This window comes from Mesorhizobium robiniae (genome assembly GCF_040545535.1).
GTDB classification, from domain to species: Bacteria; Pseudomonadota; Alphaproteobacteria; order Rhizobiales; family Rhizobiaceae; genus Mesorhizobium; species Mesorhizobium robiniae.
In genome coordinates, this window is the sequence record NZ_JBEPMC010000004.1 from 557,302 (window position 1) to 582,929 (window position 25,628).

Consider the following 25,628-nt stretch of genomic DNA (forward strand, 5'->3'; position numbering starts at 1 on the left):
CCGAGTGGCAGGAAACCACCCCATCTCAGCCGGCGCTTTTGCGTTTACGGCTGGCCGGACGATGCGAGCACTATCGAAAGTCTCTATTCTTCACCTTGATCGGCTCAACGTGCAGCGTTGGATCGACGAGGTCCCGTGGCCGCAGACCCTTCGGCAAGCTTCGCGGATCAATTCCAGGCCCACCATGATGGGCATCGTCGCCCCGCCCATGCGGAAGCGGAAACGGGGTCTCGCGGTTGCCCACACTGGCGAGTTCACCCGAAAGGTCGGTGAGCTCGTGCGCGACGAGATGCACCACCTCGCCCTCGCGCTGAATCTTGCCGCGGACAGCGAGCATCGAAGACGAGAGCAGCACACGGCGGAACTTCTCGAAGACCTTGACCCAGACGACGACATTGGCGGCGCCGGTCTCGTCTTCCATGGTCAGGAACATCACGCCCTTGGCCGAGCCCGGCCGCTGGCGGACGAGGACGAGGCCCGCCGCCTCCAGCCAGCGGCCATCACGCGCCTGCATTGCGTCGCGGCAGGTGACGATGCGACGGCGGGCAAGATCAGCGCGCAGAAAGGACAGCGGGTGGTTTCGAAGGGTCAGTCCGACGTGACGGTAGTCCTCGACGACTTCCCGGCCGGCCGTCATCGGCCGCAGTGTCATAGCCGGCTCTTGGATTTCCGAAACGGTTTGCTGTTCGCGAGCCGAGGCCGCCGCAAAGAGGGGCAGGGGTTCGTCACGCAAGCCGTTGAGCGCCCATAGCGCCTCGCGGCGCGCGAGACCCAGATCGGAGCGGAAGGCGTCAGCCTCGGCGAGTTGGACCAGAGATGCCGCCGGCACACCAGCGCGCTGCCAGAGATCGTCGATCGATGCAAAGGGCTCGTCGGCACGGGCCGCAACGATCGCGGCGGCGTCGGCATTCGCTAGCCCCTTGACCAGGCGCAGGCCGAGACGGACGGCGAAGCGTCCATCCTCGCCCATCGGCTCCAGCGTGCAGTCCCACCGACTGGCATTGATGCAGACCGGCCGGATTTCGACGCCATGGGCTTGGGCATCCCGCACGATCTGGGCCGGCAGGTAGAAGCCCATTGGCTGGGAATTGAGCAGCGCGCAGCAGAATACATCGGGATGGTGGCATTTCATCCAGCTCGACGCGTAAGCGATAAGCGCAAAGCTGGCGGCATGGCTCTCGGGAAAGCCGTAGCTGCCGAAGCCTTCGAGTTGCTTAAAGGTGGTCGCCGCGAATTCAGGCGTATAGCCGTTGGCGATCATGCCGCCGATCAGCTTGTCGCGGAACTTGCTGACGCCGCCCGTGTGCTTGAACGTCGCCATGGCGCGGCGCAACTGGTCGGCTTCGCCGGCACTGAAGCCGGCGCAGACCATGGCGACCTGCATGGCCTGCTCCTGGAACAGCGGGACGCCCAAAGTCTTGCCGAGTACGCGCTCGAGCTCGGGGGTAGGGAACTCGACCGGCTCCTTGCCCTCCCGGCGACGAAGATAGGGGTGGACCATGTCGCCCTGGATGGGGCCGGGGCGCACGATGGCGACCTCGACGACGAGGTCATAGAAGGTGCGCGGCTTGATGCGAGGCAGCATCGACATCTGGGCGCGGCTCTCGATCTGGAAGACACCGATCGTGTCCGCCTTGCGGATCATGGCATAGGTCGCCGGGTCTTCGGCCGGGATGGTGGCCAGGTCGAGGATCATGCCCTTGTGCTCGGCCAGCAGATCGAAGCTGCGCTTCATGCAGGTGAGCATGCCGAGCGCCAGGACGTCGACCTTCATGAATTTGAGAATGTCGATATCGTCCTTGTCCCACTCGATGACCTGGCGGTCGACCATGCGGGCCGGCTCGATCGGCACCAGATCGTCGAGCCGGTCATTGGTCAGAACGAAGCCGCCTGGATGCTGCGACAGATGGCGTGGCGTGCCCTCGAGCTCCTGCGCCAGCTCAAGGGTCAAGCGAAGGCGCCGGTCGCCAAGATTGAGATTGAGATCCTGGGCACGCTTCTCGTCGATGCCTTCCTCATGTCCCCAGACCTGGGAGGAGAGCAGCTTGGTGAGGTCCTCAGGCAGACCGAGCGCCTTGCCGATATCGCGGACGGCGCCTTTGGTGTGATAGCGCACCACGGTCGAGCAGAGCGCGCTGTGGTCACGGCCGTAGGTTTCGTAGACCCACTGCATGACGATTTCGCGCCGCTCATGCTCGAAATCGACGTCGATGTCGGGTGGCTCGTTGCGCTCCTGCGAGACGAAGCGTTCGAAGAGGAGATTGTTGCGCTCGGGATCGATGCTGGTGATGCCCAGCACGTAGCAGACGGCCGAGTTGGCGGCCGAGCCTCTGCCTTGGCACAAGATGTCCTTGCTGCGCGCGAACTGCACGATGGCGTTCACAGTGAGGAAGTACGGAGCGTATTGCAGGATTTCGATCAGGCGCAGTTCGTGTTTGATGAGCGCCACGACCTTGTCAGGCACACCCTCTGGATAACGCCGCTTCGCGCCTTCCCAGGTGAGCTGTGCGAGCGCCTGCTGCGCTGTCAGTCCGGGCAGCATCTTCTCCTCCGGGTACTGGTAGGCGAGTTCGTTGAGGGAGAAGTGGCATTGCCGCATGATCTCGACGGTGCGCGCGAGGGCTTCCGGGTAGCGCGAAAACAGCCGCGCCATCTCCTCAGGTGGCTTGAGATAGCGGTCGGCATGGCGCTCGCGCCGGAATCCCAGCTCGTCGATGGTGATGTTGTGGCGAATGGCGGTCACCACATCCTGGAGGATGCGCCGGCCGGGTTCGTGGAAGAGAACATCGTTCGTCACCACCGTCGGCACGCGCATTTGGGTGGCGAGGTTGGAAAGGTCGTGCAGCCGGACGTGGTCGTTGGGCCGGCGGCGCAAGGTTAGTGCCAGATAGGCGCGTTCGCTGAAGGTTTCCCGCAGGCGACGCAGTTGCAGGGCGCAGGTGTCGTCGGCGCGATCGGGCACGAGCACTGCGATGAGACCCTCCGCATAGTCGGCCAGGTCGCTCCACTCGAGAATACATTTCGCCTTGCCGCCGCGTTTCTTGCCCAGGGTCAGTAGCCGGCACAGCCGGGAATAGGCGGCTCGATCGGTCGGATAGACGAGCAGGGAGATGCCGTTCACGAGATCGAGGCGGCACCCGACGATGAGCCTGACACCGGTATCCTTGGCGGCCTGATGGGCTCGGACGACGCCGGCCAGAGAATTGCGGTCGACGACTGCCAAAGCCTCAATGCCCAGCGCGGCCGCCTGCGCGAAGAGGTCGTCGCAAGAGCTGGCGCCGCGGAGGAACGAGAAATGGCTGGTCACCTGCAATTCGGCATAGCACTGGGTGGTCATGCGTAGACCCCATGCAGGAACCATTTGTGGGAACCGGTCCCAGGATCCTCGCCGTCACCGGCGCGATAGATCCAGAAACGTTCGCCGGACTCGTCCTCCACCTGGAAATAGTCGCGTACCGCGATCAGTTCGGCATCACGCTGCCACCATTCGCCGAAAACACGTTCAGGCCCGTCTGCTCGCGCGACGCGATGCCGGATACCGCGCCAACTGAACCAGACCGGCGGATGGTCAGGGAGCAGCGCCATCGTTTCGATGGGTTCGGGGTTGGTCAGCAGACGCGGCGGGCGAGGCCAGTCACCGGGCCAACTCGTCCCCTCGTCCGGCGCATTCGGGGCGATGCGGCGGACTGAGCGTTCGGGCACGTCACTCTCGACCGGGGCAAAGCGGTAGAGCCGCTGCTCGCCAATTCGGTTGGCAAGCACGTCGATCAGATCGGTAATATCGGGCTCCGGCTCCTCGACCAGTGAGGAGATGATCTGCTTGGCTGCGAAGGGCTCGGCGAGCGTCGCGGCCAGGGTCATCACCTCAATGCCGAAACCGGGATCGACAGTCTCGATCCGGTCGGTCAGGAGACGAGTCAGCCGTTTGACATCGCGCACTGGCACGGCGGTGCCGACGCGAATGGCCTCGATGCGGTTGTCGACGCGATGAAACAGCAGGTCCAACCGGCGGGCGCCGAGCCCCTTGGCCTCAAGCGCCTCGCAGAGGGTTGCGACGAGCTTGCCGGTATAGCGGGCTATGGTCTCGGCGGCGCCGATCGGCTCGCCGAAGGCCTGGCGAACCTCGATGAGTTCGGGAGAGCGGGCGGGCTCGAAGGGTTCGCTGCGCCGCCCCATCGCCTGGTCCAGCCGACGGCCGAGTTCGGGCCCGAAGCGAAGGGTGAGAGAGGCGCGCGGCGCCGCCTCGACTTCGCCCACCGGCTCGAAGCCGAGTGTGAGCAAGCCCTCGACGATATCGTGGGGAAGCCGCAGCGCGCCGATCGGAAGACCGCGCATGATCGCTGCGGCTTGCCCTGCTGGCGCGACGAAGGTCGGCCGGGCGAGGAACCGCGCGCAGGCATGAGCGGCCCCCCAGGTGTCGGCGACGGCGGCACGTGCCTCGATGCCGGAGGAGGCCATGCGCGAGACCAGCCCCTCAAGCATCGTCTCCTCACCGCCATGCAGATGGTCGGCGCCCGTGGTGTCGATGATGAGGCCATCGGGCGGATCGGCGGCGACGATCGGTGCATAGCGCAGCGACCAAAGTGCCATTCTCTCGAGGGCCTCGGCGTCGCCCGCTGGATCAAGATCGAAGCTCTGCAGGTTGGGCACCAGAACCTGAGCCTTGCTCGCCGGCATGCCCACGCGCAGGCCGGCGGCGCGTGCCGCCGCATCGGCGGCCAGCACGAGCCGCCGGTTTCCCTGCCGGCCGAGCATGACGATCGGGGTTTCAGCCGATGGCGCGGACTGGCCCATTGCGCGCCTTAGGCGATCGATCGGCCAGGTCGGAAAATAGAGCGAGACGACCCTTGTCATCGCAGGCCTCCACTTCAAAATCGGCGCTTTCTCCCGCCCGTACCCGGATCAGCTCGAGCTGCCAGCGAGCGCGGCCGATACCGGGGACCGGCAAGGGACGGGAGGGGAGCGCGGTGACCCGCCAGCGGGTGACCGCGGCGGTTGGTTGTCCGAAATCGGTCGCTTCGGTTTGTCGTCGCCAACGGCGGATAGCGATGCCGATGGCGCCGGAGGCTTCGGCGGCGAGTTGCAGTCGGCGGGAGGCGGTCATGGAGAGGCGTGCCAGTTCGGCAACGACGGCGCCTAGACTGCCATGGCGAAGCCCTTCCTCGAAACAGGCGAGCACGGAAGCTTCGTCGCCCGCCTCGACATAGACGACGCGGCCGGGCGGCAGCCCGGCCTGGGCGAGGGCAGGGGCGAAGAGATCCTGCCGGGTGACGCACCAGAGCACCTTCCCTTTGGTGCGGGCGGCAATGCCGGCGGCAAAAAGCGCCGCCGCGGCGCCGTCAATCGCCCCGTTACGGCCGCCGGCAACCTCGTGCAGCGCACCGAGCGCCAGCCCGCCTCCCGGCAAGACTTTGTCGATCGTGGTAACGCCGAACGGAAGTGTCGCACGGTTGCGCGCCCGCCCGCCTTCGAGGCGTGCGATTCGCTCGCGAAGTGCGGCGATAGCAGGGCTGGCGGCCGGCTGACCCATGAACGAAACACTCTCAAACTCTCTTCCCAATGGATTTCGGGGCTGATATGTTCCTTATTTGTTCTCTTGGTGTCCGAGAGTCAATCGGACTCGTTGCGTCCCTCCGAGAGTTGATCCCAGGCTGCACTCCCTCGAGTTGCGGTCTATCTTGAACTGCCGACAGGTGTGACGCAGGGACGACGAAGTGGGCGAACGAGTTGACGGCGGCCAAGAAGGGGATGCGGCGGGGGGTGGCACGGCCTTCCTTCGCAAGATCATCCATGTCGACATGGATGCCTTCTTCGCCTCGGTCGAACAGCGCGACAATCCGGACTTGCGCGGCAAGCCGGTGGCAGTCGGCGGCTCGGCGGCACGCGGGGTGGTGGCCGCTGCCAGCTATGAGGCCAGAAAGTTCGGGGTGCGATCGGCCATGCCCTCGATCACCGCGAAGCGCAAATGCCCCGACCTGATCTTCGTGCCGCCGCGGTTTGATGCCTACCGGGCCGTCTCCCAGCAGATTCATTCGATCTTCGCCGAGCACACGCCATTGATCGAGCCACTGTCACTCGACGAGGCCTATCTCGACGTCACCGACAATCTGCAGGGCATTCCGGTCGCTACGACGATCGCGGAGATGATCCGCGCCAAGATCAAGGCCGAGACCGGCCTGACGGCCTCGGCCGGTGTCAGCTACAACAAATTCCTGGCCAAACTCGCCTCCGGCCAGAACAAGCCGGACGGGCTGTTCGTCATCACTCCGAAGCAGGGTCCCGCCTTTGTCGAGGCCTTGGCCGTGCGGAAATTTCATGGTGTCGGCCCTGCGACTGCCGACAAAATGGCTCGGCTCGGCATCGAGACCGGTGTCGACCTGCGGGCACAGAGCCTAGCGTTTCTCGAGGAGAAGTTCGGGAAGGCGGGTCCGTACTACTACTGGATCGCCCGGGGCATCGACGAACGCCCGGTGCGGGCCGACCGCGAGCGCAAGTCCGTGGGAGCCGAAGACACCTTCGCGAGCGACCTGTTTGATCTCGAAAGTGCCCGCAAGGAGCTGGCGCCATTGGTCGGTAAGGTGTGGCGCTATTGCGAGGCAAGATCGATCCAGGGTCGCACGGTGACATTGAAGGTGAAATTCGCCGACTTCCAGCAAATCACACGCAGCCGCACGATCGGAGGCGTCATCGAGAGCGAAACCGACCTAGCGACCGTCAGCGGCACGCTGCTCGAACAGTTGTTTCCGATCGCCAAGGGAATCCGCCTGCTCGGGGTGACACTTTCAAATCTAAGCGGAACGGCATCCGAGGCCGATCGGCAGATGTCACTGACGATCTAGGACTGGCTGCACCTATCGAACCGCTTTTCGGATCCGCTCCGTCAGCGTTTGTTCGACGTCGAAATAGCCTTCCCAAGGGTCGGGCTGCTGGGCTCGAGCAGCGGCAGCGAAAACGTCAAATGCGCTGGCACTTTTGAATGTCGGCAGTTTATCCCAAGTGACGGGTACGGCGCATGACGCACCGGATCGCGCCCGCGTCGACCACGGGCAAATTGCCGTCGCACCCTGGCCGTTGCGCAGATAGTCGATGAACATTCGGCCCTTGCGCCTCGCCTTGCTCATGTTCGCGACGAAGCGGGACGGATCCGTGCGGGCTAGCAGTTCGGCGAAGTCCTGGCAAAAGCCCTTCACCGCTTCCCAGTCAGCCTCGGGAACGAGTGGCACGACGACGTGAACGCCCTTGCCACCCGATAACAGCGGCCAGGATTGGAGTCCAAGTGCCTCGAGAACCCCGCGGATGTCGAGCGCGGCCTGCTTGACGTCACCAAAGCCCAGGCCCTCGTCGGGGTCGATGTCGAAGATTATCCGGTGCGGCAGGCTCGGCTGCTGGCGCAAGCTGCCCCAGACGTGGAATTCGAGCACGTTCATCTGGACGCCGGCGATCAGCCCAGCCAGGTCGTCGACCCAAAGAATGCGGCTCCCCTTGCCGGACATCTTCTCCAACTGGGCGTCATGGATCCCTGGCAGCTTGTGCTTCTGAAAGAAGGTCTGTTGCAGGTCGCCGTCGGTGTCGCGCACCAGCGAAAGGGGCCGATCCTGGATGTGCGGCAGCATCTTCTCGGCAACCGCGGCGTAGTACGCGGCGAGCGTCGCCTTTGTCACCTTGGTGCCGGGATACATGACCTTGTCCGGATGCGTGAGCTTGATGCCGACCGCAGCTGCGATCTCCTTGCCGATCGCGGGATCGAGATCAGCGGAGCCAGGCGTCGCCGGCGCCCTCGGCATTTCCATCACTACCTGATCGGCTCGCTTGTCTTCACGCATACCCTCGAAGCTTGGATGTCGCAGGCTGCCGTCGGGGGTCACCTCGGAATAGGTAACCTCAGCAACAAGCTCGGGCTTAACCCACACTGCGCGGCGCGCAATGTCGCGCGGCACGGACGCGAAGACGGGTTTGTCGAGACGGCGTTTATCCAACTGCACGAGGATGGTTCTGCGCATGGCCTGAGTAAACCCGGTGCCAACACGGCCTCGGTAGATCAGCTTGCCGTTCTCATAAGTGCCAAGGATTAGCGAGGCCATGCCGCGGCCGGTGTCGCTTGGGCGGTAGCCGCCGACCACAAATTCCTGTCGTTTCGTGCACTTGATCTTGAGCCAGCTGGCGGTGCGGTCGCCGACATAGTGACTGTCCTCGCGCTTGGCGATGATGCCCTCGTGGCCGCCGGCGCACATTGTATCGAAGACCTTCTTCCCGTTGTCGGCGATATGGCTGGAGAACTGCAGGATGTCGTCGGGGTCCCTCTCGCCCAAAAGATCCGCAAGCAGTTCCTTGCGCTCGAGTAAGGGCCGGCTGGAGAGGTCCTCGCCGTTCAATTCCAGCAGGTCGAAGGCGTAGAACTTGAGCGGCATGCCTGCGGCGATGCCGGTTTTCAGCATGGAAAAGTTGCTGCGGCCCTTGCTGTCGATAGCCACGATTTCGCCGTCGATCAGCGCCGAGCCTTTGGTGAGCGCCTGAAGCGGCGGCAGGATCACCTTGAACTGGCGGGTCCAGTCATGGCCGTTGCGCGTGTAGACGACGACCTCCGATCCCGAGATCGCGAGTTGTGCGCGATAGCCATCGAACTTCATTTCGAAGAGCCAGTTGGCGCCAACCGGTATATCGTCGGTCAGCGTGCAGAGCTGAAACGGACGAAATTTGGGTAGAGGGTATCGCGGGGTAGATTCCGAGTCCCTGCGCCGTGAGCGCTTCTTGCTGAGGGCGGCCTCTACTGCCGACATGCGGAACTCGAATGCATAGTACGATTCAATACTCTGCCATGGTTTCAGTTCCACTCTGCGCGCCGATGAATTGAACCGGAAGAGTCCGGCCGCGTTATTGGGAATTGGAACGCAATCCCTGGAGGAAGAAATGGCCACTACTCAAACAACTCGCGGGCGCAGCCAGGACCGCGCAAAGGTCGCCGGCGGGCAGGACCATGAGGTGAAGTACGAGGCGGGCAAAACTGGGTCGAGCAAGGCTGACGTCAAGTCGGCCGTGAAATCGGTCGGCAACAGTCGAAAGAAGGTTGAGGACAAGCTCGGTAAGAAGTGAGCCACGGCCGGGAGGGCAGATGGTTCGCATCGCCACCTTCAATGTGAACGGCGTCAATGGCCGGCTGCCCGTGCTCCTCAAGTGGCTCGCGGCTACCAACTACGACATCGTCTGCCTCCAGGAACTGAAAACGTCCGACGACAAATTTCCGGCCGTCGCGATCCGCGAGGCAGGGTACGGCGCCATCTGGCATGGCCAGAAATCCTACAACGGAGTGGCCATCCTAACTCGAGGGACGGACCCGGTCGAACGCCGGCGCGGCTTGCCTGGCGATCCTGATGACACCCATAGCCGCTACATCGAAGCCGACGTGAACGGGCTCATTGTTGGCTGTCTCTACCTGCCAAATGGGAATCCGGCGCCTGGTCCCAAATTCGATTACAAGCTGCGCTGGTTCGACCGCCTGACCAGCTACGGCCAGGACCTGCTCAACGGGGGCGCGCCGACTGTGCTGTGTGGAGACTACAACGTCGTTCCAACTCCGATTGACGCCGTGGCGCCCCGACGATGGCTGGGCGACGCGGTTTACTTCCCTGAGAGCCGGCAAGCCTATGCCGAGATGCTCGAGGATGGGTGGATCGATGCGGTTCGGCGCATCCATCCGGAGAAGGGCGTCTACACCTATTGGAATTTCTCTTATGGAGGCGGCTACGATAGGAGTTCGGGCCTGCGTATGGACCATCTGCTGGTGAGTCCGTCGCTGCTACACAAGCTCCGCGGAGCGGGGGTGGAGGTCGAGTTGCGAGGGTGGGAGAAGCCAAGCGATCATGCGCCAGCGTGGATCGAGCTTGAATAGCCGCCAACCGGGATGCTTGAAAGCTGAAGAACGGGAACGGCTGCGGGCTCTTGGCGAGTCACGGCAGCGAGTTACCCTGTCCTGTAAGGCAGCGCCATCTGTCCGAGAGCGGGCGCTGCGCATCGCCCAGCCGTACTGAACGCCGGCTGACATTACCTTCCATCCTGACACGAATGTGCAAACCTGAGTGTTAGGGTCTGATCGCGTTACGTCACCGTTCGACAGCCTCGAAGCAAATGGAGAGTTCGCCACGTCCAGGATCAACCGCCGCGCCTTGCTCTTCCACTCCGGCAGCGCAGCCGTCGCCTCGACGGTTGCGGCAACTGCACTCGGCAAAGAGCCGACGGGCCAAGACCCAGAACCGTCCAATAGATTGCGAACGATGATTGACGTGCACAAGACAGCATACTTGTCCTTCGTCGAAGCCTTGCACGAAATAGGCAGTGGCAGAAGCGACTCCGCCAGAGTCAGCCGAGAGGAGGAGAGGGCGCTGCTCGCGATCTGCGACTATTCCTCGGTTGGGGAAGGGGATCGTCTGGCCAAGGCCAGATATCTTTTAGAGATCGAGGCGCGCGGCGAACTCGACCTCGCAGAGCACATGCAGGCTGTTCTCCGATCGACGATGTGGAAGAAATGATATGACCGGCGCGCGGACAGTCAGCTGCTGAACGTCTGGTATGCGCCGCATGTCCACCGTTCCAATCAGTCGCTTGTCTTGCCACTGCTGCCGTCGGTACGATGGGTCGACGATGACCTAACCATAGGCACCATCGAGATGCTTATTGTGGAACAAATCGCCTTCTGCCTTCTGGGCCCTGTCACGGCGGGTTCGATGTCTGCAGCGATCACAATCCGGACGTTAGAATCATCCCCGGCGGCCGGGTTTGAAAGAGCAGGATCGTCTGGCGGTCGCCGATAGATGATAACTGCACGTGGCTGATCGGGGATATCGTCAAACTTGCCGGAATGGATCGATCTGGGCGGGCCTCGACTGCTCGTCATCTAGACTAGCGTGGCGCCAAAACGTTCAACATAGCGTCGCAGGCAACCCGCCGAACACGGATGAGACTGACAAACCCGTTCCGTCGGACCGCAGGACTGCTTAATAGACGGTTGCGGCGGTTTCGTAGCAACCCCTGAGTTCGTCGGCAGGTATTCAAAGGTTCAAACGAATTTCCGTTCTACCGGATGGAATGGCGCTCCGAAGAGAATCGAACTCCTGACCGCCAGATTCACACTGTAGGGGTCACGGGTTCGAATCCTGTGCCGCCCACCAATTTATTCAGATACTTAGACGGGTTCATGGCTGTAAGGTCTTCACCATGTAACTTTCATGTAACCGCCCCAGATTGCAGGCTAGGAGCATGACGCCATAATCCAAGATGTGTAAGAATAGTCCCATGACACTTCGGCCGGACCCGACCATCCATCGCCTCCTGATCTCTTCGACCGCCAGGTTTGTGGGAGAGTACGAAGCTGACGGGATTGCCATAAATCTGGCGTGGCCTGATATGATGCGCACAACTGTCGTCGGGTCTTCCAAGCGAACCGCCTTGGTTATTTCCTTCGAAGCCCCAGAGCCACCGAAGGTCGTTGGGACAGTTATACCTAACTACGAACATGTTGGAGATCACGTCGGCGCCTATCTGGCTGTTCTCTTTGGCAAGCGCTTTGACAGCCTTGGCATTGTGGAATCCCACGGAAGGTTTGGTTTGCCAGATGCCAGCGCCTACGGCGTCCCCTACCGGATCAGCAGTCCGCATAATAGCGATCTTCCTCGGGTAGATATTCCGGTTCCCCTTAATTTCACCGAGGTTCAACGGATCCATAAGCTGCTTCACGGCGAGACCGACAATGTCGATGTCCTGCGCCGGTTCAACGCGGCTTGCCAGTTTTACTACCGGGCCGTCCGCAATGTTGATAGCGACCCGGAGGTAGCCTACTTGCATCTTACGATGGCAGGGGAGATTCTTGCAGGTGCGGAAGACGTCTCCGACGTCGACCTGCTGGATGAGCAACTGAAAGCCGTACTTGACCAGGTAACTACCGCTCTCGCTGACCGTGGAGCAGCCGCTCGATTCCTGCGCTCACGCCTTTATCAGGTGAAACGCCGCTTCAAGCATGTCCTCAACTCCTTCCTAGACAGCGATTTTTTCGGTCGAACAGAAGCCGAACATGGCTACGGCCGGCTCAAGCACGAAAACATCGGGGATCGCCTCGCCGCTGCCTACGATCTCCGCAGCAAATATGTGCACTCCGGAGAATCATTTGGCAGGTGGATAAGTCCGGGAAGAAGCAATGACGAGGTGCAACTTGGCCGGCCCGTCGTCGCGGACAAGGAGTTTAGCCGCACGCTTCAGATGGCGCCGACCTTCGTGGGCCTTGAAAGGATTATGCGCTATTGCCTGCTCCGGTTTGCGGAGACGCATTTCGGTATCGACTTGGCTACTGAAAAGCCCACGGTACCCTCGGGTGCAACCGCTAACGCCGAAACCTAGGCGTCCAGCTCTCGACCAGATCACGTTCCTCGTCTTCTTCGGTGACCTCGTCCGGCTCACCGATTGAAGTGGAACTGAGGATCGTCAGCACCTTTCCATAGCTGCCAAGTCCGATAGCTTCCTCGGATACCCAAGCTGCTTGGGGGCCACCGAACCAGTCCCGGATATCGATTTCGCCGGTTATGACTTCTCCCGCGAGGACACGTTTTGGATCAGACGCAAGCTGGAGGGCTGCCGTGCCAGCTGGGACGGACGATCCCTTGTGGATCCAATCGAGTTTCGGAAGCGATTTCATCGCCTCCGACCGGTAGCAGTAATCGACAAACCGACCGGTGCTCAGGATCACCGCAACGGCCGCGTCAGTCAGTTCAGCCAATCGGATAGCGGTTGCCGTCAAGGAGGTCTCGCAAAGTTGGGCCATCTCCTGAACAAGGGCAAGCGACGGATCCCGACCCTTCACCGCATTTCTGAAAGGGACGGTCGGCATAAGCAGGCCCGCTGCAAAATGATCGGCTTCCAGTTCATAAGAGTTTTCGGTCACAAAACCGGCTCTCGAAACATGAACCCCGTCACCCGGCAGCACGTGGTCAAGGTGGCCTGGGAGAAAGTAATGACCGAGCTCATGGCTGACGGAAAACCGCTGGAATCCCTTCGACGCAATGCTCGTAGCGTAAATGATTCCGAACGTGTTCCCGAAGCGCTGCAGCATCCCGGATACGCCTTCGACTTCCGGCGGCTTGGCTTGGACGACTATGTCGCGACTCGCCGCTATCGCGAACGGATCCACAGGCAACGTCGTAATGCCTTCTTCGGACAGAAACCGCTCCGCCTCCTGTCTGGCGAGCAGAAGGCGGAATCGGCTCATCAGCTACTCGCCTTTCTTGGCGTTGCGCTCCGACAGGAGCTTGAGAAAGTCACGGGCGATCTCCCGGTCGTTGCCAGTGAGTTTGCCCACGTCCCGGAAAAGAGGATCGCCTGCCTCGGCAAGGCCGGGTTCCTCGACGCGCCCCAGAAGGAAGTCGGTCGTCATGTCCAGGGCGTTAGCAAGGCGTCTCAACGTGTCAAAAGAAGGTTTCCGCGTGCCAGTCTCGAAGTGGGCAATTGAGCTGGCAGGCATCCCCGCCTGCGTTGCGAGTTCGCTTTGGCTCCAGCCGCGGATTTCACGCGCACGGCGCAACCGCTGCTGAAACATTACGGAGGGAAGAGGTTGGTCGGTCATGTCTACTCCGGCATGTTTAACTTGACGACCTGCGATAGGTCTCATATATGTAGACATATATCTCATGTCTTGTTCGACAAGGGAAGGGAAAGTCACATTATGAGTTTGCAGCACGTTGCCCACGCGGACCTGGTCCGCTTCGCGGCCGAGAAAGTTAACCTGCCGAAGGAGCAGGCGGACGAGTATCGCGCCCAGGCGCGCCGGCTTCGGGAAAAGCTTGAGGGCTACCTGTCCGAGCATCCTGACTTTACCCTCCGTAAGATGATGCTGTCGGGCAGTCTGGCCAAAGGGACCGCATTGCGTTCCCTGAATGACATTGACGTGGCCTGCTACATCAGCGGGGCAAACGCGCCGAACGATGTTCAGGCCTTGCTTCAGTATCTTGCCGAGCGGCTTCGAAAGGCCTTCCCCAATTTCAGCCCTGACCAGGTCCAGCCGCAGACCTATAGTGTGAGCGTATCGTTTCGCGGTTCCGGCCTTGACGTTGACGTGGTGCCGATCCTGTATGACGGGGATTTGCAGTGGTACGGCAACCTGGTGAGCCAGGATGACGGCACCTTCCTGAAGACAAGCATTCCGCTCCATCTGGAGTTTGCCCGCAAGCGCAAGACGGCACAGGAGACGCATTTCGCCCAAGTGGTGCGGCTGGCGAAGTTCTGGACCCGGGTGATGAAACGGGAGCGAGACGGCTTTCGCTTCAAGTCCTTCATGGTTGAGATGATCCTCGCGCACCTGCAGGACAAAGGTGCTGATTTCTCAAATTATCCTGAGGCCTTGCAGGCGTTCTTCACCTACATCGCAACCAGCAACCTGCGCGAGAAGATCGTTTTCGCTGACTACTACAAGCCTTCAACCGTCGGCAGTTTCGCCGAGCCGATGCAGATCATCGACCCGGTTAACGCCCTAAACAATGTCAGCCGCCTCTATAGCGCCCAGAATGTCGACGCGATCGTCGAAGCCGCGCTGGACGCTGGCGACGCCATCGACGCGGCACGGGCGGCGCCCACCAAGGGCGAAACTGTCTACTACTGGCAAAAAGTTTTCGGCTCGGCATTTCAGGTATAAACCCATGACACAGAGTTTCACCTATACCGACACCACGACTTTTACCGTCACCCATGCCCAGCACATTGCGGCAAAGGTCGCCACCGACCTGAAGCGGATGCAGCGGTTCTATGGCGTCCCCTCGGATTCCAAGATCAGCGAGTTCGAGCAGGAGATCGTGGTCATGCTGAAAAAGAAACTGGTCGAGACCGTGACCTACGGTTTCAAGCGGGGCGACGCCTGGATTGAACCCACCCTCAGATACACCGCGCAGGAGTTGAGCGGCGTCGGCGGTGTCGACGACGATCCGGGCAAGATCCGACCGGGCGCCGACATCGCCAGCGCCTCCTTCTACTCGTACATGACCTTTACAAGTGCGTACTTCGCCCTGTCGACATCCGAGCGTGAGGCGCTCGGCCTGCCCTTCATCAGGGGAGGAGCCGAGCAGCCGGGGGTTTCGGGATACTTCAGTGATGACCGCGTCTATTCAGCCGGTGGCCGTGCCCTGAACCGATCAACAGTAAGGACATTCTGATGAACGCGATCACGATCACCGAAGGCATTTTCGAACGCCGAATCACTTACCCGGACTTTTCGGCGCGCGACAGGCTTTCGCGCCTCGTCGGGCTAGACGATCAGAAAACCCGGCTTACCAAGGTTCTCTCTCTCCTCGTCAATCCCACTGGTCTGGAAACCTGGGCGAAGCAGAACCATCCACAAATGAAAGCGCTATTGACGACCGTTCTGCGGCGCCCGCCGCTGGTGGTGCTTGCCGGCGATGTGGGCTCAGGGAAAACTGAACTGGCAGAGACTATCGGTGACGCCGTGGCACGCCAGGAGGATATCGAAATAACCTTGCTCCCCCTAAGCCTATCGGCTCGGGGACAGGGTCGTGTCGGCGAGATGACCCAGTTGATCACGTCGGCGTTCGATTATGCCATCTCGGAAGCAACAAAGCTGAAAGGTGCGTCCGGGCGCGCACGTGGCGGCATTATCCTGCTGGTTGACGAAGCCGACGCCCTCGCACAGTCCCGCGAAAACGCTCAGATGCACCACGAGGATCGTGCGGGTGTAAATGCCTTTATCCGTGGCATTGACCGGATTGCCAGTGCTGCACTTCCGGCGGCAGTGATCATGTGCACGAACCGCCTGAGCGCGCTCGACCCGGCTGTGAAGCGGCGGGCCGCAGACATATTGGCATTCGGCCGTCCCAACGCGGATCAGCGCCGCGCACTGTTGACTACCGCCTTGTCAGAACTTGCTTTCTCACCCGGCGACATCGAGAAACTCGTCGTGGCTACAGGGTCGCGCAAAGACAGCCCACTCGGGTTCACGTTTTCTGACATCATCCAGAGACTGCTGCCGTCGATCGTGCTCGATGCCTATCCGCGCAACCCCGTTAGGCCTGCCCGAGCAGTTGAAATTGCTGTGCTGATGGCGGCGACACCGCCATTCCAGGATGGAGCTGTTTAATGAGCTGGTCGCTGCCAAGGCTTCTCGAGGGTCTGCACAACGAGATGCAGCAGAAACTGGAGACGACGCGGGCCGTCTTCGGACATCCTGTCACCAAAGGCAACGCCAGTGAGGCCGTATGGTTGAAGCTGCTCCAGACCTATCTGCCGCAGCGCTACCAGGCAGAGACGGCGCATGTGGTCGACAGCAACGACAAATTCAGCGACCAGATCGATATCGTCATCTTCGATCGCCAGTACTCGCCGTTCATCTTCAAGTACGAGGGGCAGATCATCGTTCCTGCCGAAAGCGTCTATGGGGTATTCGAGGCGAAGCAGGCGATCAACGCCGAACAGGTCGAGTATGCCCAGAAGAAGGTCGAGTCGGTTCGCAAGCTTCATCGGACAAGCTTGCCGATTCCGCATGCCGGGGGCACGTATCCAGCGAAGTCCCCAATCCCGATTCTGGGCGGCATTCTAACCTTTGACAGCGATTGGACACCGCCCCTCGGCGTGGCGCTTCAGAAGGCCCTTGGCAAGGGGAATGGTGACCAGCGCCTGAACATGGGCTGTGTGGCAGCTCATGGCAACTTCCGGTACGACAGCAGCATTGCCGATTATCAGCTCATCCCGGCTAATCGTCCGGCGACCGCATTCCTGTTTGACCTGATCGCCCAGCTGCAATTCAGCGGGACCGTACCGATGATTGATATCCGCGCTTATGCTGAATGGTTGGCCAAGTAGCCGGCACGGAGTGCCATCAAAGAGCAATTTAGAGGTTTGCCGAAGCTGCAGCGTAGTTGCTCAACTTTGCGAGGTTATCGTTGAATCGATCGATTTTATCGCAGATATTTTGCGCAAGCCGTTTCTGGACGTCCGTGGAAGCATTGCCGGACCGCAATAGGTAGCTGATATCCCCTCGAATGGTTGACCTCCCGAACGATCCGAACACGGCATCGAAAAGCGTTTCCGAAAATTCTTTGCTCTTGTCGTCACCGCTCATGCCTGTAAGCGCAGCGTCGAGGCCCTGAAGCAAATCGTCAACATCCGTAGCAGTCGCCTCAAGCTTCTCACGCAGTTCGACTTGGAGATCCGGCAGAAGGCCCTCACGGACCACAGCCTCAAGCGTGGTGATCATTCCACCCCGAACAAAGGATAATTGTCTTGCCTCGTTCGCACGGTGATGATTGGCTTGCATCCGCAGAAATGCACTGACGACCCGCTTCAGCAATTCATCCTGCTCGTTCGAACGACGACTGATGTCCTGCTCCCAACGTTGTCTCTCGACCTCTTCAGCCGGTGGATGCGTGACGGCCAAGATATTTGTCAGCAGACCTGCTCCGGGAATGAGTTCCACCACGCCTTCAGCTGTGCCACGCAGGAGTGCGCGGCGCGGCTGAGATTTAGGCGGCATGATCGGGCCTGGGTCGTCGGTCACGAGTGTTTCTTCCTTTCGCAAGCACAGTATCATAGAAGCCAGTGGCGATGCGATTGCTAGCTATGGACTTCAGGAGGTTGTCGATTCGTATTGTGGCTGGACTTGGCCCCCCCATCGGGTGGTCTACCGCCTCTACTTATGTCGCGGTCGGGCCGGAAAACGCGGAAATCCGGAAAGCCGTGTGAGACCTAGAGAGCGGCGAGAGGGCGCTTTCCGCGAGGGGGCGACGCCTGCGCGTTCGTTTTGATCGTTAACCCATAGAATGCAATCACATGCGGATCCGGTCTCTATCGGGTGTAGATGCCGGATGGTCGAGACGCAGGGCTTCGATTTGGAGCGCTCATAGTGTAGGCGTTCCGCTAGCCGCGGAATCGCAAAGCACCTAAAGTCAGGATCAACCAAGGTTGAGCCTCAACGCGATGCGCGTGAAGGCTGAAACCGTTCAATATCAAGGGATTAATTCTGTAATGCCAATTGCCACCATGAATGAGCTTACTTTTGCCGGGTGGTTGGCAGAATTCACGGCAGTCAGGACCGCAGCGAGAGACACAGCGGGAGAGGTCACGCTCGTCGCCGCAGCCGCGATCGAAGAACGTCAGGTTGATGAAAAAGGGACTGTCCGGCGCTGCGATATCAGGTTCAACAGCCCCCGAGGTCGGAAACTCGCGAGCGGAGAGCTTAAGCGACCGGAAGTTCCCGAGGGCCGCGACGTTCGTAGCGAGGCACTCCGGGCTGACGCGCGGCGAAAAGCGCTGGCCCGTGGGCTGCCCTATTACTTCACCTGCAATATTGCTCAGGTCGCTCTGTACGAGGTCGCTGCTACGCCAAGCGAGGAAGATCAAGAAGTTGATTTCGTTGAGCTCGCTCCGATAAAGAATTCTTCCGAGGCTCCGGCTTACCGGGAAAAGATCCGGGAGGAATGGACACGCTTCCTTGACCGCCTGGAGAACAGGTTGGCGGCTGTCGAGCGAAGAAGACCGTCGGTCACTTCGGCTGACGTGGTGGCATTGAGGGATGGCATTTTCGCAATATCGTCGGAAGCTGCCCAGAGGGTCATGCGGCGTCTGGCGGCGGATCCAGCCTTGATTGAGGAAGTACGAACTGAGGCAGCTGCTTCCTTTAACTTCCCCGCCACCCTCAACCCGGCCCTGCCTTCACGCTTCATGGAAGAAGTGGTTCAAATCTTGAGATTTGGCGCTTTTGTGGTCGCGCAGAAGCTTGTTCTCTATCGTGTGCTCGAAGACTCCGGCCCCCGGCGAACGGAACCCTTCACGCTCGACGCACTGACGCTGTCCGCGAACTCCACGGACCCACAGGCCATCCGAGCACAGCTCGACAGTGCGTTTTCGCTAGCGATCAGGCGGTCGGGCGACTTCGAAACCGCATTCCTGCCTGAGCCATTTGTCGACCTGCTCTTCACTGACCCGGAGGGCCTGGTCGAAGCCCGAGAATGTTGGGTCGGTAAGGCTTGGAGCGAGCTGCTTGATGCAGTCTCCGGGGCGTCCTGGCTGAGTATTTCGCAGAACATCGTAGGTCTCTTGTACGAGGTTATCGTCGAAGAGCGGTTCCGCCATCAACTGGGCCAATTCTATACGCCCGAGGACGTCGTAGACATCCTGATCACTTTCGGAGTCAGAGGTCCGGGTGATCTGGTGCTGGACCCGGCCACCGGCGGGGGGAGTTTCCTCCGTTCGGCGTACGCAAGGAAGCGAGCTCTTGGGGCTTCGCACGAGAGAACACTCTCAGATATCTGGGGCTGTGAAATTACAGCATTCGCAGCGGAATTGAGCACGGTCACCCTTGCAACCAGCGACACCCACGAAGCTGCCGCTTACCCGCGCGTGCTACTCAAGGACTTCTTCGAGCTTCGACCAGGATTGAAGACCCATCTCGAAATCCCTGGCATTTTGGGCCGACTGTCGATCCCCGAGGCCTTTGATGCCGTAGTAGGGAACCCACCGTATATCTCTTACAGGCACCTCACCAACCTGGACACCATCGTGAATGCGTTGGCAAAGGATGCCACGTTGCTCCTTCCTAAGTTTAGCGGGAAGAGCGATGCCTACCTATGGTTCATTGTCCACGCTACCAGCTTTCTTCGGCAAGGCGGCCGGCTCGCTTTCGTGGTCTCATCGGGGATGCTGTTTTCTGACTACGGTATTCCGCTGATAAGGTTTCTGGGGCGCCACTATCGGATACGGGGAGTAGTGGATTCCATCGTTGAACGGTGGTTTCCAGAAGCCGACACGAATACCATCCTTCTTCTCCTTGAACGCGAAAACGACACCGCGACGCGCGAAGCCAACGAAATACGTTTCGTTCGTCTGCGTCGCCCCCTAGCTCAGATCATGCCAAGTCCAGGCGCGGCAGATCGCCGTGACGCGATTGAGAGTTTCCTTGATGACATGTTGGATGGCCCCATTGATGTGCTCGACCCGCGAATGCAAATCAACCGGGTTGCCCAGGGCGTGGACGGGGGGCTGACACTCACGGAGGCGGATGAAGGCCCGGACCTGTTGGAGGAAGACGAATGAGCACTGCAGCTATCTTAGAGCGGCTTGTTGACAAGGCTTCCTATGCGCCGGGCGCCGTCAGCGTCCGGTGGGGACAATTGCTCCGGTCGAATCCGAGCTTGAAGGATGAGCTTGCAGCTCTGGCATCTGGTCAACAGCTGAGTTCGCTAGGCGAAATGGGGAAGTTGCACAGCGGTGTGGTCCCAAGAGCGAACGCCTACTTCATTGTTCGTGAGCTTCCATTCGACCAGGTTCCAGCCCGGCTTCACCTGACCCGGTCGGATATGAAACGGGTAGCCGCAGTGGTCGACGGCATGGATTTTGTCTGCAAGATAGAGCGCGAGTTCCTTAAGCCTATTCTCAAAGGCCCAGACAGCCTGGAAAGCGCGTTTTCGCTGCGGCGATCACAGATGCGCCTTTTCGATGTCAGAGATTCGAAAGAGGCGCTGGATGCGAAATCAGCCACTGGGGCATTGGCTTACCTGAAGCGCGGTGAAACCGTCGCCTACAATAACTCCAGCGACCCGCTCAAAGGGGGCATCCCGGCGAAACGGAGCCAGGTCAAAACAGGAAACCATATTGGTACTCGCTCCAATCGGACGCCGCTGCTGCAACGCGGATTGTTCTTCCCGAACACCATGACCGGCGTTACGTCTTCACCATGGTTGATGCCGCTGACACCAGTGTGATCATCGATACTTTGTATTCTTTCACCCCATCTGACGACCAAGACGCGGCGTTCATCCATGCCGGCCTGAATAGCCTGCTCGGATGGTATCAAGTCGAACTGAGAGGACGCTCGCAGCACGGCGACGGTGTACTCAAGGTCAAGATACCCGACTACCGAGGAATCTTGCTGGCTAACCCTTCGACAGTTAGCGCCAAAAGGAAGGCCGAGGCCTTGAAAGCCTTCGCCGAGCTAGCCGGATGCGGTTCGGGACCAAGCCTTGAGGAACTGGGCACAGCGGAGAGGCTTGCATTCGATACCGCTTATCTGCGCGCCTGCGGATTCTCCGATCCGGCCAACGCTGTTTTGCTCCTGGAGCAGGAACTCCGTGCCCTTGCGGGCGAACGGGTTGAACGCAAGCTCTCAGTCGCGGATGCCAAAATCAGTCGCCGCAAGGCAACCAACGTCGCTGCTAGTGTCGAAGCCTATGCGTCTCGCATAGTTGGCGCCATGCCCGCTTATCCGGATCCGCGCGCCTTTAGAAATGCCGGGGAGGCAACCTCTAAAATCTCGATAATCGCGCCTGTAGAGGGGCCCTTGCTGATCGGGGCTGAACTGTTCGACCTTGGGGAGGTTTCCGCAGGAGGCACGCTTGTAGCGAAGACGGGAAGCCTTGAGGCGGCCAGCTTGGTACGGGCCATACTTTTGTTGGAACCCACCGCGAAAGAGATCGAACTCCCTGTCGGACAGCGGCTGCAGCGCTTAACGACAGAATGGCAGAGCGCCGTGCAGCGTTGGGATGGCGAGTTCAAGCGAGCGGCGGAGCGTTTCCTCACTGGAGTATCTGACCGTCGCACCCGAGACGCAGTTGTGAATATCGCCTTAGAGACTTTGCGAGCTAAGTGAGGCCGCTCACCAATGGCCGATATGAAGAGAACGCGCAGACGAAATCCATCAGACCTGTTGATCGAAGATATCTGGCCTCCCATGCCTGTGGGACGCCTAGCCTGTTACACGAAGCTTTGGCAGCTCGAATTGTGGTTGCGGGAAATCGTCTACGTAGAGCTAAGCGCGCGGTATGGAACAGCCTGGGCGGACCAGATTGATGTTCAATCAGGTAAGCGCTCACAGAAGCCTCCCAAAAAACGTCCACAATTAGCCGGAGCTCGGTCGATACAAGCCGATAGCCGACTAACGCATATGCCGACGCGCGAGCGCAGCCCGCTGAGCTACATCGCCTTCGACGCGCTCCTGAAGATTATCAGCAGACATCGGCGGCTGTTTGCACCTTACTTACCGGTCAAATCTGTATGGGACGCCCGTCTCGAAGAAATCCGTCAAATTCGCAATCGGGTAGCTCATTTTCGAAATGGACACCCGGCCGATCTCCAGCGGGTGACTCAGATGCTTGACGATATCGACAAAGGCGTCTGGAGATTCGTTACGACCTACAACGAGGCTCACCCGATTTATCCGGCTAAGCGAGACCCAGTAGCTAGGCAGTTCATCACACTTGACCCATTTCCTTGGTCCGCCGCCGGCGACGGCATCGCTCGGTTTGGCATCGCCCCTCCCGACCTGCGTTTTGGCGTGACAATAGAAGCCTTGCGTCGGCCGTGGCTGCTTGCCAAGCCGACAGGCCAGATTGCGGGTAGGTATGGCTATCTCTACGATGTGCATATTACCGCACGGCAGGGGCGTGGGTTCGACTACCTCCGCTTTCTTCAGGCCACAAAGCGGTACCATCCTCTTTGCTGCCACATCGTTCTCGACCGGATGGGTAATGGTGTGCGTCTTACGATGCCGGCGATCAACGCTGCCGCGCAAATTGTAGACGGCATCGATAAATTCATCACCGCGACTGAGCACGCACTTCTGCGTTCCCCTAATGCCCAAGACGTCCAGTTGATCGTAGACGACTGGCCCGAATACGTATTGGCCTCCGACAATCCAATGGCGTTTCTTAGCCCAGACATGCCATCTCGCATGACACGTGGCTCAGAGAGGTAATTTGGCCAAGCGTGGCTACATCTGATGCCGACACCGGGAGCGAAAATGCAAACAGCTGCCAGAAAATCCCACGACAGGGTTACACAAAACCTTACACATTAAATCCGCGATAGGTTACCTATGGGAAGCCACCGACGCTCTGTTTCAAAGCAGCGAGATCGTGGCCACGGCCGTCGATCGGAGGCGTTCAACGCCGCCGGAGATTGCGAACTGGTACGGTCACTCGCGGCAATTATGCAGCGCCGCTTGGATATGTGAAGCATTTCCGGCTTGAGGTGCGTATAGCGCCGCACATCTTCCAATCCTTGTGACCCCTGACCAGCGCTACTTGTTCAATGTGAACCCTGCTTCGAAAAGGCGGCTCGTCCCTTCGTGGCGCAAATCATGAAAATGAAGGTCATGGATCTTCAGTTCTGCGCACCCTCGACCGGCGTCAAAATGGCCAAGCGGCGAAAAATCCGCTGTCCCTGTGTCAACGCCAACCACCTGTGGTAATCCATGGCTCTCCCCATTCTTCTCCCGTTGCGTTGATAGTGTTGCGCTCCACCGTCCTCAACATCCTTCTTGCTCGGCACGGTTGCCGCCATGGCGCCAGGCCGCAAGCTGAGCCTAATTGGCCGTCTATCGGCGTGCCTTCATCGCTTATGCTGACCGCTAGCATTGTTCCGGTCGGAACGCCGTCGGCGTGGGGATTGGCCGTGTCGCGCGAGATTTAAGGTTGGGTCGTTCTTCGTCACCTCTGTGAGCCATTTCCAACCGTCGTACTTGTCTCCTGTTTGGCGCAAGTGCGTGTAGCGCTTGAGGGATGTCCAGGATCGGTGTCCGGAATTTGACGCGACCTTTGGGATGTTAAAGCCAAGCTCGAACAATCTCGAAACGCCGTCGTGCCGCAAGTCATGAAAACGAAGGTCCTCGATCCCCAGGATCTTGCAGGCTCGCGTGAAGGACGCGCCGATCGCGTCCGTTGTGTACGGGAAGATTTGTTCCGCAACGCTGGGCGTGGCTTCGACTATCGCCAATGCTTCCTCCTGCAGATCGCACCACACATCGTTCCCAATCTTCTGGCCCGGGTTCTTCATAGCGGGCACGAGTACGCGCTTGCCTTCCTTGTCCAGGTGTCCAGGTCTTTCCAGGCGATCCGGATGGTGATCTAGACGGCCTAAGTAGTGGAAAAGGAAAAGAAATCGCAGGTTGGCGCATCTCGGCATTTCGCCATCGCGCCAATGATGGATTGGACCGGATCGCCACTGTCGGTTCCTCGCCTGCTGACGCGCCGTGCGCTCCCGCCGAGTTGCCTTTCTACTGCGCAGATTTCAATTCCATGAAGGAACGAGCCCGGCCTTCGGCGCGACTTCGATCGGTCGGTGGCTCCTCATCGATAATGCGCTGAAGGACAGCCCGATCTATCTCGGCAAATGGTGGAGAGCCTTGCGATTTCCGAGGCGACTTTGGTCCAATGCCAGAAGCCTACACGATCGCCTGCTTTCGGCTGCGTGCCGCTGAATAGTAAGCACGAGGCCCGTCTCCGTCGATCAACCGTCGGGCATCGACCTGCCAACGGCGCCAGATGTCGCCCAGCCGTCCGAGAGGATACGCATTCATGCCGCCAGCGTGAATGTGTTCCGTGCCAGCATCTTTCTGACATATGCGTCCCATTTCTTCATCGCTGCGCGCTTCTCAGGCATGTAGGTCCAGCGATCGTAGCTCTTCGAACTGACATCCTGCAGCGCATGGTTCTGCAGGCGGTCGCGGATTTCCTTCGAGATGCCGGCTTTGCCTGCGAGGGTTTTGAAGGTCCGCCGTAGGTCTCGGTTGGTCGCGAAAGGTATGACCCCGCGGTCCCGTTGCCGCCACACGAAACTGTAGAGCGAGCCATGGCTGACCGGCCGGGATGGATCGTTCGCCGATGGGAAGTACCAGCCATATTCGTTCGGAGTGATGGACTCGATGAGTTCTGCAGCCAGGGACGGTACGGGTGCGGCGTGCGGCTGATCGTTCTTCGTCTTCGACCAGTCTATTATCTTTTCGGCCGCATCCCATTGTTCCACATGGAGACGTGCGATCTCTTCAACGCGCTGCCCGGTGAGCATGATGAGTTGGATTGCGCGCGGATAGGAGGGGTGGACCGGGACGTCAGGGCAGTCGAGCCACCAATAGAGACGGGCGAATTCGGCCTCATCGAGCCAGCGTGTGCCCCGCACCTTCGGCTCGGTCGGAATCGCGGAAGCGGGATTGAACGGAATCCGGAACCGGCGCGGTGATGAGTTCCGATAATCGTGTTCGGATTTCATGCCCCAGCTATACGCGGCGTGGACATAGCTTCTGACGTGGTCCGCCATGGCGCGGGCGCCGCGCTCATAGATCGGCCGGATCACCTCCACAATTTCCTCAGGGTCAATTTCGCGGGCAAGGCGGTGGCGGCCGAGCGTGTTGGCGATTTTGTTGAGACCCTTTTCCGTCTCTTTCCAGGAGGGCTTGCCCGCGCTCTTGAGGGCGGCGACATAGCCTGAGAAAAGGTCTTGGACAGTCCCGGCCCGTGCGTCGGTCGCGATCTTGATGCTCCGGCCCTTCTGAATAAGTCTTGCAAAATCGCGGTCGAAAATCTCGCGCGCCGTGGCGAGGGACATCGACGGGTAGGATCCGATCTTCTTTTTGACGCGCTTCTTGTCGCGCCATTGTTGCGCCATCCAATCGGCCGTCACGCGAGTCGGCATGGGCTTGAGAATGAGTATGAGCCGGCCGGTGCCGTGCCCGTCGCCATCAACAAGCGTTTCCTGCTTTCCACTTTGTTCGATCCGCCTGATTGCGGCGCGTATTTCTCCATCTGAAATAATCGGCATGCTTGTTCTCCCCTTGGGTTGAGAGTGGGCTTTGCCGACGGATGAGGAGTGGGGTTTATACC

General features: G+C 60.0%; 21 protein-coding genes and 2 pseudogenes. 13 read left to right on the forward strand and 10 right to left on the reverse strand.

The window, feature by feature from the left end; all coding sequences use genetic code 11:
- Positions 1–70: 70 nt before the first annotated feature.
- The 3 genes from ABID19_RS14680 to ABID19_RS14690 are packed head-to-tail and all read right to left on the reverse strand — an operon-like array spanning position 71 to position 5,530.
- Positions 71–3,337, reverse strand: coding sequence for an error-prone DNA polymerase (locus ABID19_RS14680; protein ID WP_354491483.1), 3,267 nt, complete (start codon positions 3,335–3,337; stop codon positions 71–73).
- Positions 3,334–4,854, reverse strand: a complete 1,521-nt coding sequence (locus ABID19_RS14685) for a Y-family DNA polymerase (RefSeq protein WP_354491485.1) — start codon at positions 4,852–4,854, stop codon at positions 3,334–3,336. Before ABID19_RS14685 ends, ABID19_RS14680 begins: the two co-directional genes overlap by 4 nt.
- Positions 4,769–5,530: an ImuA family protein gene (locus ABID19_RS14690; RefSeq protein ID WP_354491487.1), complete on the reverse strand. Its 762-nt coding sequence runs from the start codon at positions 5,528–5,530 to the stop codon at positions 4,769–4,771. The genes ABID19_RS14685 and ABID19_RS14690 overlap by 86 nt, the downstream gene beginning before the upstream one ends.
- A 268-nt stretch (positions 5,531–5,798) precedes the next feature.
- On the opposite strand from ABID19_RS14690, the gene dinB reads away from it, so the two are divergent.
- Entirely contained in the window at positions 5,799–6,839 is a 1,041-nt protein-coding gene (gene dinB / locus ABID19_RS14695; RefSeq protein ID WP_354491637.1) for a DNA polymerase IV, read from the forward strand.
- A 12-nt stretch (positions 6,840–6,851) separates the two neighbouring features.
- On the opposite strand, the gene ligD is transcribed toward dinB, so the two are convergent.
- The gene (gene ligD, locus ABID19_RS14700) at positions 6,852–8,777 is read right to left on the reverse strand and encodes a DNA ligase D (protein WP_354491489.1); all 1,926 of its coding nucleotides are present in this window, start codon (positions 8,775–8,777) and stop codon (positions 6,852–6,854) included.
- Positions 8,778–8,907: 130 nt separating this feature from the next.
- Here ligD and ABID19_RS14705 point away from each other — a divergent pair, with 130 nt between their 5' ends.
- From ABID19_RS14705 to ABID19_RS14720, 4 genes are all read left to right on the forward strand, one after another.
- Entirely contained in the window at positions 8,908–9,090 is a 183-nt protein-coding gene (locus tag ABID19_RS14705) for a DUF3606 domain-containing protein (protein WP_354491491.1), read from the forward strand.
- A 19-nt stretch (positions 9,091–9,109) separates the two neighbouring features.
- On the forward strand, positions 9,110–9,886 hold the full coding sequence (xth, locus tag ABID19_RS14710) for an exodeoxyribonuclease III (protein ID WP_354491492.1): 777 nt from the start codon (positions 9,110–9,112) through the stop codon (positions 9,884–9,886).
- 382 nt (positions 9,887–10,268) lie between these two features.
- Positions 10,269–10,523 carry a hypothetical protein gene (locus tag ABID19_RS14715; RefSeq protein ID WP_354491494.1) on the forward strand — a complete coding sequence of 85 codons (255 nt, stop codon included), beginning with the start codon at positions 10,269–10,271 and terminating at the stop codon, positions 10,521–10,523.
- A 763-nt stretch (positions 10,524–11,286) separates the two neighbouring features.
- Positions 11,287–12,384 carry a hypothetical protein gene (locus ABID19_RS14720; protein ID WP_354491495.1) on the forward strand — a complete coding sequence of 366 codons (1,098 nt, stop codon included), beginning with the start codon at positions 11,287–11,289 and terminating at the stop codon, positions 12,382–12,384.
- On the opposite strand, the gene ABID19_RS14725 is transcribed toward ABID19_RS14720, so the two are convergent.
- Positions 12,368–13,249 (reverse strand): ImmA/IrrE family metallo-endopeptidase, encoded by an 882-nt coding sequence (locus tag ABID19_RS14725; protein WP_354491496.1) that lies wholly within the window; start codon positions 13,247–13,249, stop codon positions 12,368–12,370. The genes ABID19_RS14720 and ABID19_RS14725 overlap by 17 nt on opposite strands.
- Positions 13,250–13,252: 3 nt before the next feature.
- Positions 13,253–13,603 carry a helix-turn-helix domain-containing protein gene (locus ABID19_RS14730; RefSeq protein ID WP_354491498.1) on the reverse strand — a complete coding sequence of 117 codons (351 nt, stop codon included), beginning with the start codon at positions 13,601–13,603 and terminating at the stop codon, positions 13,253–13,255.
- A gap of 99 nt (positions 13,604–13,702) precedes the next feature.
- On the opposite strand from ABID19_RS14730, the gene ABID19_RS14735 reads away from it, so the two are divergent.
- The 4 genes from ABID19_RS14735 to ABID19_RS14750 are packed head-to-tail and all read left to right on the forward strand — an operon-like array spanning position 13,703 to position 16,842.
- Positions 13,703–14,668 (forward strand): CBASS oligonucleotide cyclase, encoded by a 966-nt coding sequence (locus tag ABID19_RS14735; protein ID WP_354491500.1) that lies wholly within the window; start codon positions 13,703–13,705, stop codon positions 14,666–14,668.
- A 4-nt stretch (positions 14,669–14,672) separates the two neighbouring features.
- Complete coding sequence (locus ABID19_RS14740; RefSeq protein ID WP_354491502.1) at positions 14,673–15,182, forward strand: HORMA-1 domain-containing protein; 510 nt, start codon at positions 14,673–14,675, stop codon at positions 15,180–15,182.
- The gene (locus ABID19_RS14745) at positions 15,182–16,120 is read left to right on the forward strand and encodes an AAA family ATPase (RefSeq protein ID WP_354491504.1); all 939 of its coding nucleotides are present in this window, start codon (positions 15,182–15,184) and stop codon (positions 16,118–16,120) included. The genes ABID19_RS14740 and ABID19_RS14745 overlap by 1 nt, the downstream gene beginning before the upstream one ends.
- Complete coding sequence (locus ABID19_RS14750) at positions 16,120–16,842, forward strand: DUF6602 domain-containing protein (protein WP_354491505.1); 723 nt, start codon at positions 16,120–16,122, stop codon at positions 16,840–16,842. The genes ABID19_RS14745 and ABID19_RS14750 overlap by 1 nt, the downstream gene beginning before the upstream one ends.
- Positions 16,843–16,870: 28 nt before the next feature.
- On the opposite strand, the gene ABID19_RS14755 is transcribed toward ABID19_RS14750, so the two are convergent.
- Complete coding sequence (locus tag ABID19_RS14755; RefSeq protein ID WP_354491507.1) at positions 16,871–17,536, reverse strand: hypothetical protein; 666 nt, start codon at positions 17,534–17,536, stop codon at positions 16,871–16,873.
- 404 nt (positions 17,537–17,940) lie between these two features.
- Between ABID19_RS14755 and ABID19_RS14760 the strand changes: the two genes are divergently transcribed.
- Genes ABID19_RS14760 through ABID19_RS14775 form a run of 4 tightly spaced genes read left to right on the forward strand, consistent with a single transcriptional unit; the run spans position 17,941 to position 22,726 of the window.
- A complete protein-coding gene (locus ABID19_RS14760) occupies positions 17,941–20,070 on the forward strand; it encodes an N-6 DNA methylase (protein ID WP_354491509.1) in 2,130 nt (709 codons plus the stop codon).
- A complete protein-coding gene (locus tag ABID19_RS14765) occupies positions 20,067–20,738 on the forward strand; it encodes a hypothetical protein (RefSeq protein WP_354491511.1) in 672 nt (223 codons plus the stop codon). Before ABID19_RS14760 ends, ABID19_RS14765 begins: the two co-directional genes overlap by 4 nt.
- The gene (locus tag ABID19_RS14770) at positions 20,711–21,622 is read left to right on the forward strand and encodes a hypothetical protein (protein WP_354491513.1); all 912 of its coding nucleotides are present in this window, start codon (positions 20,711–20,713) and stop codon (positions 21,620–21,622) included. The genes ABID19_RS14765 and ABID19_RS14770 overlap by 28 nt, the downstream gene beginning before the upstream one ends.
- A 12-nt stretch (positions 21,623–21,634) precedes the next feature.
- Positions 21,635–22,726, forward strand: coding sequence for a hypothetical protein (locus ABID19_RS14775; RefSeq protein ID WP_354491514.1), 1,092 nt, complete (start codon positions 21,635–21,637; stop codon positions 22,724–22,726).
- A 98-nt stretch (positions 22,727–22,824) separates the two neighbouring features.
- On the opposite strand, the pseudogene ABID19_RS14780 reads toward ABID19_RS14775, so the two are convergent.
- From ABID19_RS14780 to ABID19_RS14790, 3 genes and pseudogenes are all read right to left on the reverse strand, one after another.
- A pseudogene (locus ABID19_RS14780) lies at positions 22,825–23,152 on the reverse strand (tyrosine-type recombinase/integrase); the annotation flags it as partial.
- A 317-nt stretch (positions 23,153–23,469) separates the two neighbouring features.
- Positions 23,470–23,838 (reverse strand): annotated as a pseudogene (locus ABID19_RS14785) (tyrosine-type recombinase/integrase); the annotation flags it as partial.
- A gap of 486 nt (positions 23,839–24,324) precedes the next feature.
- Complete coding sequence (locus tag ABID19_RS14790) at positions 24,325–25,566, reverse strand: tyrosine-type recombinase/integrase (RefSeq protein WP_287339756.1); 1,242 nt, start codon at positions 25,564–25,566, stop codon at positions 24,325–24,327.
- Positions 25,567–25,628: the final 62 nt, after the last annotated feature.